At 67.8% G+C, this 12,637-nt stretch carries 14 protein-coding genes; 11 read left to right on the forward strand and 3 right to left on the reverse strand.

The features are described from left to right. Nucleotides 1-104: 104 nt before the first annotated feature. The 3 genes from AC5LXK_RS21070 (at nt 105) to AC5LXK_RS21080 (ending at nt 1,485) form a co-directional block, all read left to right on the forward strand. On the forward strand, nt 105-428 hold the full coding sequence (locus AC5LXK_RS21070; protein WP_493393389.1) for a hypothetical protein: 324 nt from the start codon (nt 105-107) through the stop codon (nt 426-428). 111 nt (nt 429-539) lie between these two features. Further along, the gene (locus tag AC5LXK_RS21075; protein WP_493393390.1) at nt 540-1,130 is read left to right on the forward strand and encodes a hypothetical protein; all 591 of its coding nucleotides are present in this window, start codon (nt 540-542) and stop codon (nt 1,128-1,130) included. A gap of 73 nt (nt 1,131-1,203) precedes the next feature. Beyond that, nucleotides 1,204-1,485, forward strand: coding sequence for a hypothetical protein (locus AC5LXK_RS21080; RefSeq protein ID WP_493393391.1), 282 nt, complete (start codon nt 1,204-1,206; stop codon nt 1,483-1,485). A gap of 22 nt (nt 1,486-1,507) precedes the next feature. Here the strand turns inward: AC5LXK_RS21080 and AC5LXK_RS21085 are convergent, their stop codons facing one another. Beyond that, on the reverse strand, nt 1,508-1,756 hold the full coding sequence (locus AC5LXK_RS21085; RefSeq protein WP_493393392.1) for a hypothetical protein: 249 nt from the start codon (nt 1,754-1,756) through the stop codon (nt 1,508-1,510). Here AC5LXK_RS21085 and AC5LXK_RS21090 point away from each other — a divergent pair. The 4 genes from AC5LXK_RS21090 (at nt 1,743) to AC5LXK_RS21105 (ending at nt 6,007) form a co-directional block, all read left to right on the forward strand. Further along, entirely contained in the window at nt 1,743-3,095 is a 1,353-nt protein-coding gene (locus tag AC5LXK_RS21090) for a chemotaxis protein CheA (RefSeq protein ID WP_493394028.1), read from the forward strand. The genes AC5LXK_RS21085 and AC5LXK_RS21090 overlap by 14 nt on opposite strands. 155 nt (nt 3,096-3,250) lie before the next feature. Further along, nucleotides 3,251-3,838, forward strand: a complete 588-nt coding sequence (locus AC5LXK_RS21095; protein ID WP_493393393.1) for a hypothetical protein — start codon at nt 3,251-3,253, stop codon at nt 3,836-3,838. Between the two features lie 113 nt (nt 3,839-3,951). Next, nucleotides 3,952-5,373 carry a sigma-54 dependent transcriptional regulator gene (locus tag AC5LXK_RS21100; protein WP_493393394.1) on the forward strand — a complete coding sequence of 474 codons (1,422 nt, stop codon included), beginning with the start codon at nt 3,952-3,954 and terminating at the stop codon, nt 5,371-5,373. A gap of 127 nt (nt 5,374-5,500) precedes the next feature. Beyond that, nucleotides 5,501-6,007 carry a hypothetical protein gene (locus AC5LXK_RS21105; protein ID WP_493393395.1) on the forward strand — a complete coding sequence of 169 codons (507 nt, stop codon included), beginning with the start codon at nt 5,501-5,503 and terminating at the stop codon, nt 6,005-6,007. A gap of 27 nt (nt 6,008-6,034) precedes the next feature. Here AC5LXK_RS21105 and AC5LXK_RS21110 read toward each other — a convergent pair whose 3' ends face one another. Continuing rightward, complete coding sequence (locus AC5LXK_RS21110; RefSeq protein WP_493393396.1) at nt 6,035-6,526, reverse strand: hypothetical protein; 492 nt, start codon at nt 6,524-6,526, stop codon at nt 6,035-6,037. A 375-nt stretch (nt 6,527-6,901) separates the two neighbouring features. On the opposite strand from AC5LXK_RS21110, the gene AC5LXK_RS21115 reads away from it, so the two are divergent. Continuing rightward, nucleotides 6,902-7,579, forward strand: coding sequence for a LuxR C-terminal-related transcriptional regulator (locus AC5LXK_RS21115; RefSeq protein ID WP_493393397.1), 678 nt, complete (start codon nt 6,902-6,904; stop codon nt 7,577-7,579). Nucleotides 7,580-7,601: 22 nt separating this feature from the next. Here the strand turns inward: AC5LXK_RS21115 and AC5LXK_RS21120 are convergent, their stop codons facing one another. Then, on the reverse strand, nt 7,602-9,155 hold the full coding sequence (locus tag AC5LXK_RS21120; protein WP_493393398.1) for a methyl-accepting chemotaxis protein: 1,554 nt from the start codon (nt 9,153-9,155) through the stop codon (nt 7,602-7,604). A gap of 227 nt (nt 9,156-9,382) precedes the next feature. On the opposite strand from AC5LXK_RS21120, the gene panE reads away from it, so the two are divergent. The 3 genes from panE (at nt 9,383) to AC5LXK_RS21135 (ending at nt 12,595) form a co-directional block, all read left to right on the forward strand. Continuing rightward, nucleotides 9,383-10,330, forward strand: a complete 948-nt coding sequence (gene panE, locus AC5LXK_RS21125; RefSeq protein ID WP_493393399.1) for a 2-dehydropantoate 2-reductase — start codon at nt 9,383-9,385, stop codon at nt 10,328-10,330. A gap of 240 nt (nt 10,331-10,570) precedes the next feature. Then, nucleotides 10,571-11,530, forward strand: coding sequence for an AraC family transcriptional regulator (locus tag AC5LXK_RS21130; RefSeq protein ID WP_493393400.1), 960 nt, complete (start codon nt 10,571-10,573; stop codon nt 11,528-11,530). Between the two features lie 120 nt (nt 11,531-11,650). Continuing rightward, nucleotides 11,651-12,595 (forward strand): substrate-binding domain-containing protein, encoded by a 945-nt coding sequence (locus tag AC5LXK_RS21135; protein ID WP_493393401.1) that lies wholly within the window; start codon nt 11,651-11,653, stop codon nt 12,593-12,595. The last annotated feature ends 42 nt before the right edge of the window (nt 12,596-12,637 follow it).

Below are 12,637 nucleotides of genomic sequence, written 5' to 3' on the forward strand. Positions count from 1 at the left end.
TTAATTAAATAGTGATCCTTAATTTTGAGGATTGCTCAAGGCAGGAAGATTGATGGCGTGCGATCTTCCTGACTCATTCCGTCCACGCCGTTATGGAGTCGACCATGAAGAAGCTTCTGATTGCAGCAGCAGTCCTGGCGGTTTCGGGTGCAGCGTTTGCTGGTAGCGGCACGGTGTCGAGCAGCAGCTCGTCGAGCGGTGGGCAAACGATGGCAGGCGTTGCCGGGTTTGGCCACTTCACCGCGACCGATTCCGGCTCGGCACTCGGCGCAGCCGGCGCAGTGGCCGGTGGCCCGGGCAGCGGTTCGATCTCGTACACGAACCACACCCAAACGTCGAGCGTCGGCGGCTTCGGCTTCGGCGGCTCGCAAGCTGGCGGCTCGAGCGGCGCGAACGCCGGCTCGATCGGCTGGACGACGCATCACTAAGTCACGGCGCGTAGCGTTCGTCATTGGCTGGCGGTACGGATGCTGGGTTTCGCCTCGCGAGGGCAGGCCCGGCTCCGCCACCGCCAAACTTTCTCACGGCAAGGAATTGCTATGAAAGCCAAAGTCATTTTAGCGACAGCGCTCACCGTCCTATCGTCGGCCGTATTGGCCGCCGGTTCGTCCACGACCAACCAGACGCAATCCGTCGCAGCGGGTGTTTCCGGTTCGGTGCTGGTCGGCTCCGGCAGCTATACCAGCAATTCGACTTCGACGGCGGGCGCGAGCGCAGGAAGTACCGTGACACCCGCTGGTTCCGCCGGCACGGCATCCGCCTTCCACAACTCGACTTCGACGGCCAGCGGTTCGGGCACGAACGGGGGCGCGTTCGCGGCAGGCGGCGGTATCGGTGCCGCAGGCTCGTACGGCGGAAACGGCAGCACGAACGAGAACGCAAACGCACTGTCGGGAGGGGTGACCGCCACGATCGTACTCGGCGCGAACCACTACACGGCCACGGGCGCGAACGACAACGGCATTGCCAACGCGGGTGCCGCTGGGCTGACGGGCAGTGGCGGATCGGGCGCGATCGCGGGTTCGAATCACTACAACTCGTCGACCGTGTGGAGTACCGGTTCGGCCGGCTCGCCGTCCGCATCGGGCGGAAGCCAGGCCAGTTCAAGTGCGACCGGGAGCAGTCATTAGTCAGGTGTGGGGGGACCAGTTTCCCAGCGACGCTGGTCTCTTTTCCCGCCTTGTTGTCACGTAAGGAGTTGGCATGAAGCAGAACCTGATTGCCGCCGCTCTGATGCTCGCGTCTCTGACGGCATATGGCGCTGACCGTGTTGCCGACGACGTGCAATCGAATATGCAGACGTCAAACGACCCTACCCAGACAACCAAACCGTCAGAACAACAAACGCTTTCGTCGGGCAGTGCCATCGGCGGACCGGACACCCAGCAGTGGCAGGGCATGTCGGCCGGCTCGTGGTCCCAGCTGGGTAGCGGCTGGAAGCAGTTCGGGGAAGCAGCAAAAACTGAAGTCATTCAGGGGAATTAGTACGGTTGCCTGGGTCGGAGGTTTAACCTCGTCCGGAGAGTGAAATGAACAGCAACAGGATCAAGGTGGCATGTGCGGCGATGTTCGCGATGGCCGCGATCGGTGCCCAGGCGCAGACCGCCGACTCGACTTCGAGTTCGCAGTCCTCGACGTCGTCGACGGCGACTAGCCAGGGCGGCGGATCGAGCATGAACACGAACACCACCGCCAGCGGCGTGCGCGGCAGCGGCAATTCGAACGTGAATGTCAACGTGACGATGCCGTCCAGCACGAGCGGCGGGTCGAACGTGACGCCGCAGAGCGTGAACTCGCTGGCGTCGTCCGGCGCGCCAGGCACCAACCCGTACAACACCCAGTCGGCGGAAAACGTCAACTACTCGGGTACGCAGACGATCAAGACGAACCCGGCGATCCAGGCGCCCGGCCTCACGACCACGCTGTCCGATACCTGCATGGGCTCGGTGAGCGTCGGCGTGTCGTTCCCGGGGTTCGGTGCGACGGGCGGCACGACGCTGGTCGACCAGGCCTGCGTACGGCGTCTCGACGCGCGTGAATTCCGTGCGATGGGGCTGACCGACGTGGCGCTCGCGCTGCTCTGCCAGAGCGATGCGAACCGGCGCGCGGTGGAAGCGACCGGGCATCTGTGCCCGGGCACGACCGCGCCGCTCGCGCGATCGAACGTGGCGCCGAGCGCCGAAGCGACCGTGGCCGACGACGTGAAATATCGCGATCCGATCGTGCGCGACCGGATGGGCCTGCCGCCGCTCGGCTCCGCCGCGCCGGCACCCGCGCAGGTGCGCCCGGTGGCGACGAGCTCGGTGCAGGCGGCCCCTGTTCCGGTGCCGGTCCCCGTGCCCGTGCCGGCAGTCGCGCCGGTTGCCGCTGCTCCTGCAGTTGCGGCGCCCGCCGTTGCCGCAGCAGCACCTGCGGTCGCACCGGCAGCAGCACCCGCCGTTGCTCCGGCCGTTGCCGCACCGGCTGTTGCGGCCGCGGCACCCGTTGCCGCGCCCGCAGTAGCGGCTGCCCCAGCGGTTGCAGCGGCACCCGCGGCTGCGATTGCGCCGGCGGCAGCGATGGCAGCCGTCCCGGCTGCGGCCGTCATCGCAGCACCGGCTGTTGCCGACAAGGCCCCCGAGCCCGCACCGGTGGTCGCGGACAAGGCGCCCGAACCCGTGCAGCCCGTCGCCGACAAGGCACCGGAGCCGATGCCGGCCGCGACCGACAACGCAGCGCAGGCTGCCGCGCCGGCTGTCGACACGAAGGCCCCGGAACCTGCACCGGCAGTCGCCGACCAGGCGCCGGAGCCCGCACCGACCGTTGCCGACAAGGCGCCGGAGCCGATGCCGGCCACGACCGACAACGCCGTGCAGGCCGCCGGCGAGCAGGTTGCCGAACCGATGCCGGCCGCTGCCGTCGTCGCGGCACCGGAAGCCGACGCGAAGGTGCCTGGCGCGGTCGAATCCGCGGCTGCGCCGGCGCCGTCCGCCGACATGCCGGCGTTGACCGATCCGGCGCAGGCATTGCCGCCGGCCACGGTCGACCAGCAGGCCGCACCGGCTGCGCCGATTGCGCCGGCACCGGCCGTCATCTCGACGAGCACGTCGTCGTAAGCACGCGGGTCTGTCTTCCGTGCGACCGGAACGCCGGTCGCACGGGAGCCGCTCGGCCCGCTGCACGACAGTTCTTTCCGGTTTGACGGGTGTTGGTCCCATCCCCGAGGTCAACACCCCTTTTTGCCTGACGAGGATGCAAGGAGGCCTCAATCATGAGGATCTTTTTGGTCGCTTTGCTGCTGGTCAGCGTGCAAGCCGCTGCGCAGTCGGTTTTCCAGAATCCCGCGGTCTTTGTCATTCTGAGCGAGCAGACCCTCGCGAACGCCGCGAGCGTCCAGCAGGCGTTGTCGACGCTTGGTCGTCCTGACAACACGGCATGCGCGCCGATGATGATGATCGGCGATCCGCAGATGATCTACATGATGCCGGAGGAAGGTCACGCGCCGTCGTGGCAATCGCCGGCATACGGCCGCGGCGCGCCGTTCGAAGCGCAGAACGGCCCGACGCCGACGGGCAAGACGATCGGCGCGATGCAGCACGCCGAGGACATGCAGTCCCAGCCATGGAGCGACGGCAGCGCGATCACGCAGAAGATCGCCGGCGAGTCGAGCGTGACGGCGGCGGACCGCGTGAGCGAGTGGCAGAGCAACGGGCTCGACAAGATCGAGACGGCGCGCGCGTCGGACGTGACGGTGAACGGCAAGACCTACCGCGCCTTTCGAAACGATCTCAACGGATTGGCGAAGCCGCCGGTCGTCGAGCCGGAGATCTACACGCAGCGTGTCGTGTTCTGCCGATAACGAAACATCGAATCGAGGACGGGGGCGGCGCCGCGCCGCGGGACCACGGGGCCCCGCCACGTGCGAACCGGCAACGGCCGCTCCGATACACAACCCTACGCGGCGAGGCCATCGTGAACTATTGCTGCCAGCTCAGCGTGTCAGGCCCGCAGGATGTCGAACGGGATGCCGGTACGCTGCCGTTCGTCGCCGTCCGGCGCAACTACGTCGCACCGTCGCGGCCGCTCGTCTACCTGTCGCAGCAACACGACGCCGCGCTCGTCGACTGTCTCGCGTTGCGCGGCTGGGACGTGTGGCGCGCGAAAACCGTTGCGGACGCACTGAATCTCGTGAAGGCGAACCGCCCGCATGCGGGCATCGTCGACTTCGGCAGTTTCGCGTCGCCTGACGTCGCGTCGTTCGAGGCGCTGCTGCGCGACTCGCGCGTCGGCTGGGTCGCGCTCGCCGACGGCGAGCGGCTGCGCGACCTCACGATCGCGCGCCTGATCCGTCATTGCTGTTTCGACTACGTGCGCAATGCAACGGCCTACACGACGATCGGCTATCTCGTCGGTCATGCATACGGGATGCTGAAGCTCGAGGGCGGCGACCCGGCCGCGGAGGCTGCGCCGCCCGGCAGTGCGATGATCGGGGCGTGCGACGCGATGCGCCGGCTGTTCGCGACGATCCGCAAGGTCGCGAGCACGGAGGCGACCGTATTCATCGCCGGCGAATCCGGCACCGGCAAGGAACTGACCGCGGCGGCGATCCACCGGCAGTCGTCGCGCGCGGACGCACCGTTCGTCGCGGTGAATTGCGCGGCGATCCCGTCGACCCTGCTGCAGGCCGAACTGTTCGGACACGAGCGCGGTGCGTTCACGGGCGCGCACCAGCGCAAGATCGGCCGCATCGAGGCTGCGCACGGCGGCACGCTGTTTCTCGACGAAATCGGCGACATGCCGTTCGAGAGCCAGGCGAGCCTGTTGCGGTTCCTGCAGGAAGGCAAGATCGAGCGGCTCGGCGGGCATGCGTCGATTCCGGTGGACGTGCGGATCGTGTCGGCGACCCATGTCGATCTCGAGGCTGCGATGCAGGCGGGACGGTTCCGCGCCGACCTGTACTACCGCCTGTGCGTGCTGCGCATCGACGAGCCGCCGCTGCGCATGCGCGGCCGCGACATCATGCTGCTCGCCGCCGACGTGCTGCGGCGCTATCACGGCGACGGCTCGTACCGGATTCGCGGTTTCACGCCGTGCGCGATCGAGGCGATCCACAGCTATCCGTGGCCCGGCAACGTGCGCGAGCTGATCAACCGGATCCGCTTCGCGGTCGTGATGACGAACGGGCCGTTGATCTCGGCCGCCGATCTCGAACTGCACGCGTACACGTCGCAGCATCCGCCGACGCTCGCGGAAGCGCGCCGGCAGGCCGAGCGGCACGCGATCGAGGAAACGCTGCTGCGCCACCGGCACCAGCATGCGGACGTTGCCGCGGAGCTGGGCATCTCGCGCGCGACGCTGTACCGGCTGATGACCGCGCACGGGCTGCACGGCTGATGCGCCGTGGCGCATGCGCTCAAGACCGTGCGCATGCGGCCGTTAAAACATGCAATGACCCGTCCGGACCGCGCCTTGATGCGTGCGCGGCCGGGACGCGGCGCATCACGCTTATCCGAGGGTTATCGTGGCAGAGTGCAGTCACTGCGGCAGGACGTTCCTGGTCGGCGGTCGGTCGATCGGCGGCCACCGCTATTGCGGCCCGGTGTGCGCGCAAGCGCATCCGGTCGTCGTCGAGGCCGGACGGGTGCCCGACGCGAAGGTCCGGGAGTACGTCGACGACTGTCGCTACGGGCCATGCCCGATATGCTTGCGCGAAGGGCGGCCGGTCGATGTCCACGCATCGCATCGCGTCGTGTCGCTGGTGTTCGTCACGCGCTGGGCCACGCGGCGCCACGTGTGCTGCCGCCGCTGCGGTCGCAGGAAGCAGGCGGTCGCGCTGCTCGCGTCGGCCGCGCTCGGCTGGTGGGGGCTGCCGTGGGGCATCGTGCTGACGCCGATCCAGCTCGTGCGCAACATGCTGGGCCTGGCCGCGCGCGATCCGGAGGTCGCGACGCGGCAATTCGAGGAGCTCGTGCGGCGCAAGCTGGCCGCACGCCGGCTCAGGCGCGCGGAGCGGGGCGCCGGCACCTGATCGCGCGCGGTGGCGCGCCGGGCGTAGTCACGCGGGCCGTTCGAAGCCCGATGCGACCCAGCGTTCGGCGCTGGCCTTGTTGAGCTTGAACCCGGCCGACACCTTCGCATCGGCCAGCAGGTCGCCATACGGGTCGAATGCCTTCAGTTGCGCATACGGCTCGAATTCGTCCGGCACGATGTCGAGCGTCACCGACACGTCCTGCCCGGCTTCGTCCTGGACCGTCACTTCCTTGTGCAGCATCGCGCGCCGCTGCTGTTCGTGCCGCATCAGCACTTCGGTCGCGGTCTTCACGAGCGTGCGGAACGCGTTCGCGTCCATCGGCTTCGGATTCTTCTTGTCGCGGCCCATGGTCCACGGCCCGACCAGCGCGGGCTCGGACTCGCCGTCCTTGATCATCTCGACGGCCCAGCCGTCGTCGTCTTCGTTCTTGATGATGCGGGCCGTCCAGCCGTTGTCGTGCCAGAGGCCGTCTTCGTGGATGGAGGTGTCGTCGGATTGCAGGTCGGAATCGGTCATGGGGAAAGCGGGGAGTACGGGCTGTCGGCGAAAGGGCGGTGGCGCGCGGCCGGCATCGGCGCGTCGCTCGCCGCCGGGGGCCGGGATGGCATGCAAAAGGGCAATTTTACCTGCTGGCCGGCCGAGCCGCGTGCAACACCGGCCGTCGGGCCGATGCTGCGGCGGTCGACCGTTGGCCGCGGGCCGCGGAACCCGCGCACATATCAAACTCGTATTACGTCCCCGACGGCCGATTCGTATGCCGTCCGATATCCCGCCCGTGCGCAGGTTCATAGAATCGATGTTCAGGCTAAAAGTAGCCCGAATGTCCTTTCAACGTCCAACCGGCCGCGCGCGCTCCGTGCCACGTGGCCGGTGAACCACCGGGAACTGCGCATGAGGAAATTCAATGTTCGCATCGTCTTCGCGTACGACTGGCCGCTGACGCTGGCCGGCATCGAGCAGATCGCAGGCAGCACCTGCGCGATCGAACTCGTCGCGGTCTATCGGAGCGCGGTCGAACTGGCCGCGTCGCTCGGCGGCGTCGAGTGCGACGTCGTGCTGGTCGACTATGCGATTCGCGGCGACGCGCAGATGGACGGCCTCGCGCTGTTCGACTGGCTGCGGCGCACGCGCCCGAACGCCGGGATCGTCGCGCTGGTCGCGAACGAGAATCCGCTGATCTTCCGGTCGATCCTCGCGACCGGCGGCGTGAGTGTCGTCAGCAAGTTCGACGAGGTCGGCCACATCGTCACGGCGATCCATTCGAGCTACAGCGGCGGGGCGTACCTGTCGCCGTCCGTCCGGCGCGCGGTCGACGCGCTCGGTGAGCGGGGCGAGGCGCCCGTGAAGCTGTCGGCGCGCGAGATCGAGGTGATTCGCCTGTATCTGTCGGGCGTGCCGATCAAGACGATCGCGCAGCGTCTGAGCAAGGGCAAGCAGACGGTCAGTGCGCAGAAGATCAGCGCGATGAAGAAGCTCGGCGCGAACAACGACGTCGAGCTGATCCAGCGGGCGGCGGGGTTGGGGCTCGGGCGCGGCGAGGCCGAACTGCAGGCCGGCGGCGCGGCGTGAGCGCGCGCGCCGGGCGGGGGCGTCAGGCCGGCAACGCGAACCGCGTGACGGCGTCGCGCAGCGCTTCGGCCTGATCGCGCAGCGAGTGCGCGGCCGCCGCAGCCTGTTCGACGAGCGCCGCATTCTGCTGCGTGACCTGGTCCATTTCGCCCACCGCGCGATTGACCTGCTCGATCCCGGCGCTCTGCTCGCGCGATGCGTGGCTGATTTCGTCGAGAATCTCGTTCACGCGCCGCACCGACTGCACGAGCTCGGCCATCGTCTCGCCTGCGTGCGTGACGAGCGTCGCGCCGTGTTCGACCGTCTCGTTCGACGATACGATCAGCGACTTGATCTCCTTCGCCGCCGTCGCCGAGCGTTGCGCGAGCGAGCGCACTTCGGCCGCGACCACCGCGAAGCCGCGGCCCTGTTCGCCTGCGCGTGCCGCTTCGACGGCCGCATTCAGCGCGAGGATGTTGGTCTGGAACGCGATCCCGTCGATCACGCCGATGATGTCGCCGATCTTGTGCGAACGGTCGGTGATTTCGTTCATCGTGCGCACGACGTCGTCGACCACCGCGCTGCCGCGGGTCGCGACCTGCGCGGCCTGGCCGGCGAGCGATGCGGCCTGCGCGGCGCTGTCCGCGTTCTGCTTCACGTTCGCGGTCATCTGGTCCATGCTCGACGCGGTCTGCACGAGCGCGGCCGCCTGTTCCTCGGTACGCTGCGACAGGTCCGTGTTGCCGGACGCGATCTCGCTCGCGCCGACGTTGATGTTCTCGGTGCCCATCCGAACGCGCGACACCATGTCGATCAGGCCGCCCTGCATCGTGTGCAGCGCATGCAGCAGGCTGCCGCGATCGTCCTGTTTCACGGTCACGCGCGCGGTCAGGTCGCCCTGCGCGATGCGCTGCGCGGCGTCGAGCGCCACTTCGAGCTCGCCGCCGAGGTTCGCGCGAACGCTCTTCAGCACCAGCACCATCACGGCGGTCGCGATCGCGCCGAGCACGGCCGTCATCGCGAGCCAGCGGCCAATGCTCGCGAGCACCGCCGAGCGCACGTCGTTCATGTACATGCCCGTCACCAGATACCAGTCCCACGGCGCGAAGCGCTGCACGGCGCTGGTCTTCTCCTGCGGCTTGTCCGCGCCCGGCTTCGGCCACAGATACTCGACGAAGCCCTTGCCGCCTTCCGCGTTGCCGGCTTTCACGATCTCGACGAACAGGTGCTTGCCGTTCGGGTCGGTGAAATTCGACACGTCCTTGCCGTTGAGGTCGGTCTTGATCGGGTGCATCACGATCACCGGCTTCGAATCGTTGACCGAGATATAGCCGTCGGTGCCGTAGCGCATCGCGGCGATCGCCTCGAGCGCCTTCTGCTTCGCATCGGTTTCCGGCATCGCGTTCTGCTGCGACAGCTTGTAGTAATGGTCGGCCACGCTCGTGGCCTGGGCGACCAGCGACGCGAGCTGGTCGCGGCGGTCCGCGATCATCGAGGCGCGCGTCTGCCATGCGCCGAGCCCGGCAATGACGAGCAGGCCGAGCCACAGGATGACGATCATCGAGGCGAGTTTCTGATTCAGGGAAAGGTTGCGCATGGTATGTGGTCGGTCAGTCGAGGATGCTCGCCAGGGACGGCGTGACGGGATAAGTGTCTTGACGGCGTGCAACGTGCGGCGCCGTAGACGGGAAATCCCTTAGAAAACGACGCAGCGGTCCATGCCCTCGACGTCGATGCGGGCATCTATGCATATGCATAACGGGCATCGCTATACTGTCGGGGCGATGGTGCGTGCGCACTGAACGAAACCGAAAGGAGGCAACGATGCGGATTCTGGTGGTAGGGGCCGGCGCGGTCGGCGGATACTTCGGCGGCCGGCTGGCAGCGGCCGGGCGTGACGTGACGTTCTTGGTACGCGATGGCCGCGCGGCAGCACTCGCGCGCGACGGGCTGCTGATCCGCAGCCCGCACGGCGACCTGACGCTCGCGAACGTGCAGACCGTGCGCGCGGGCGATGCCGGCGCCGGCGTCGCGCCGTTCGACCTCGTGCTGCTGAGCTGCAAGGCATACAGCCTCGACGATGCGGTTTCCTCGTTCGCGCCGTTCGTCGGCCCGCAGACGCTGATCCTGCCGATGCTCAACGGGATGCGCCACCTCGACGTGCTGCGCGACCGCTTCGACGCCGCACAGGTACTCGGCGGCCTCTGCGTGATCGCGGCGACGCTCGATCGCGAGCAGCGCATCGTGCACCTGAACGATACGCACGGCGTGTCGTTCGGCGAGCTCGCCGGCGGCGAATCGCCGCGCGTGCGCGCGGTGGCCGACGTGCTCGGCGGCGCGGGCTTCGACGCGACGCTCAGCGACAACATTGCCGCGCGGATGTGGGAAAAATGGGTGTTTCTCGCGACGCTCGCCGCGAGCACGTCGCTGTTCCGGGGCTCGGTCGGCGACATTCTTGCCGCACCGGATGGCCGCCGCCTGCTCGAGACGATGCTCGCCGAATGCAGCGCGATCGCCGAACACCACGGCCACCGGCCCGACCCGACGGCGATCGAGCGGATGCAGCGGATGGTGCTGACGCCGTCGCCGCTGACCGCGTCGATGCTGCGCGACGTCGAGAACCATGCGCGCGTCGAAGCCGATCACGTGATCGGCGACCTGCTCGCGCGGCGCGACCCGCAGGCGGCCGATGCGCTGTCGCTGCTGCGGATCGCGTACAACCACCTGAAGGCGTACGAGGTGCGCACGGCGCGCGAGCACGCGTCCGCGTAAAGCCGGCGCGGGCGGCCGTCCGCCGTTCCGCGCTGCACAAATTTGCCATCCGGCGCCGTTTCCGGCCGGATTGCGCAAAAAAGTATCGGAAATCAGGCGTAAAGTTGGTGGAGCCGCGCGCTCGATCGACCTACATTGCTTCCCATGCGACCGGTCGCCGTGCCGCACGAAACCCGCGGTGCACGTGCGAACAGCCGAACAGGCCGGCCAGCAGCGATACATGGGAATGGAGACGCCAACATGATGCACCCCGATCTCGAAGTGGTCGACGTGCGACGCGACGAGTCGTTCAAGGTCTGGTCGCACGGCTATCCGTACCGCACGATCCGCTGGCATTTCCATCCCGAATTCGAGCTGCACCTGATCGTCGCGACGCACGGCAAGTATTTCGTCGGCGATCACATCGGCTCGTTCGGCCCCGGCCATCTCGTGCTGCTCGGCCCGAACCTGCCGCACAACTGGGTCAGCGACATGGCCGAAGGCGAGACCGTCGAGCGCCGCAACCTCGTGATCCAGTTCGACCCGGCGTTCGTGCGCCGCTGCATGGACGCGTTCCCCGAATGCCGCGACGCGCAGGCGCTGCTCGACGAAGCGCGCCGGGGCGTCGGTTTCGACGCCGCCACGAGCGCCGCGATCGCGCCGCTGTTCGACGCGCTGCTGGCCGCGCGCGGGATGCGCCGCATCGCGCTGTTCATGACGATCCTCGAACGGCTTTGCGGCGCGGCGGAACGCACGCCGCTCGCGAGCCCCGCATACGACCAGGCCGACGTCACGCCCACACGCCTCAGCCACGCGTTGTCGTACATCGGCAAGAACCTCGCGTCCGAGCTGCGCGAATCCGATCTCGCGCAACTGACCGGGCAGAGCATCAGCGCGTTCTCGCGCGCATTCCATCGCCAGACGGGCATGCCGTTCGTCCAGTACGTGAATCGTCTGCGGATTGAATCCGCGTGCCAGATGCTGCTCGCCGACGACGCGAACATCACCGACATCTGCTTCCAGGCCGGCTTCAACAACGTGTCGAACTTCAACCGCCAGTTCCGCGCGGTGAAGGGGATGGCGCCGTCCGAATTCCGCGCGCTGCAACGCCTGAACGCGCGCAGCCGCGACCTGGCGCTGCATGCGGCGCCTACCGGCAACCCGCTGCCGCCGCGCGTGCTGACGCCCGGCGCACCCGAGCTCGCACCGCAGCCCGGATGATCGCCGGGCCCGCGCCCGCCTGAAGTTTCCCCGCCGTTTCACCCAGCCGATCGCGCCATTCATGTCGCGAGGGGCTCACTCACCCACGAAAAAGCTGCACACAATTTTGGAGACGCCGTCATGACGCACGCATCGCCCGCTTCATCCCCCCGTCGCGCCGCCCGCATGGCGGCCGTTGCCGCGCTCGCCGTCGCGGCCCTGTTGCCGGCTGCCGCCGCGCAGGCCGCGCCGTTGCGCATCGGCATGACGTTCCAGGAGCTGAACAACCCGTATTTCGTGACGATGCAGAAGGCGCTGAACGACGCGGCCGCATCGATCGGCGCGCAGGTCGTCGTGACCGACGCGCATCACGACGTCAGCAAGCAGGTGAGCGACGTCGAGGACATGCTGCAGAAGAAGATCGACATCCTGCTCGTGAACCCGACCGATTCGACCGGCATCCAGTCGGCGATCACGCAGGCGAAAAAGGCCGGCGTGGTGGTCGTCGCGGTCGATGCGAACGCGAACGGCCCGGTCGATTCGTTCGTCGGCTCGAAGAACTACGACGCGGGCGTGATGTCGTGCGAATACCTCGCGAAGGCGATCGGCGGCAGCGGCGAAGTCGCGATCCTCGACGGCATTCCGGTCGTGCCGATTCTCGAACGCGTGCGCGGCTGCAAGGCCGGGCTCGCGAAATTCCCGAACGTGAAGCTCGTCGACACGCAGAACGGCAAGCAGGAGCGCGCGACCGCGCTGTCGGTGACGGAAAACATGATCTCCGCGCATCCGAACCTGAAGGGCATCTTCAGCGTGAACGACGGCGGCTCGATGGGCGCGCTCGCCGCGATCGAGGGTTCCGGCAAGGACATCAAGCTGACGAGCGTCGACGGCGCACCCGAGGCGATCGCCGCGATCCAGAAGCCGAATTCGAAATTCATCGAGACGACCGCGCAATTCCCGGCCGACCAGGTGCGCATCGCGCTCGGCATCGCGATCGCACGCAAGTGGGGCGCGACGGTGCCGAAGGCGATCCCGGTCGACGTGAAGGTCGTCGATCGCGGCAACGCGAAGGGCTTCAGCTGGTGAGCGACGTGCGACGCAACGCGAAGGGTGGCGGCGCGGCCGGCG

This window comes from Burkholderia pulmonis, assembly GCF_984667975.1.

Coding starts and splice junctions, on each gene's coding strand:
- AC5LXK_RS21070 (WP_493393389.1), top strand. CDS start 105: ATGAAGAAGCTTCTGATTGCAGCAGCAGTCCTGGCGGTTTCGGGTGCA.
- AC5LXK_RS21075 (WP_493393390.1), top strand. CDS start 540: ATGAAAGCCAAAGTCATTTTAGCGACAGCGCTCACCGTCCTATCGTCG.
- AC5LXK_RS21080 (WP_493393391.1), top strand. CDS start 1,204: ATGAAGCAGAACCTGATTGCCGCCGCTCTGATGCTCGCGTCTCTGACG.
- AC5LXK_RS21090 (WP_493394028.1), top strand. CDS start 1,743: ATGCCGTCCAGCACGAGCGGCGGGTCGAACGTGACGCCGCAGAGCGTG.
- AC5LXK_RS21095 (WP_493393393.1), top strand. CDS start 3,251: ATGAGGATCTTTTTGGTCGCTTTGCTGCTGGTCAGCGTGCAAGCCGCT.
- AC5LXK_RS21110 (WP_493393396.1), bottom strand. CDS start 6,526: ATGACCGATTCCGACCTGCAATCCGACGACACCTCCATCCACGAAGAC.
- AC5LXK_RS21115 (WP_493393397.1), top strand. CDS start 6,902: ATGAGGAAATTCAATGTTCGCATCGTCTTCGCGTACGACTGGCCGCTG.
- AC5LXK_RS21120 (WP_493393398.1), bottom strand. CDS start 9,155: ATGCGCAACCTTTCCCTGAATCAGAAACTCGCCTCGATGATCGTCATC.
- panE (WP_493393399.1), top strand. CDS start 9,383: ATGCGGATTCTGGTGGTAGGGGCCGGCGCGGTCGGCGGATACTTCGGC.
- AC5LXK_RS21130 (WP_493393400.1), top strand. CDS start 10,571: ATGATGCACCCCGATCTCGAAGTGGTCGACGTGCGACGCGACGAGTCG.
- AC5LXK_RS21135 (WP_493393401.1), top strand. CDS start 11,651: ATGACGCACGCATCGCCCGCTTCATCCCCCCGTCGCGCCGCCCGCATG.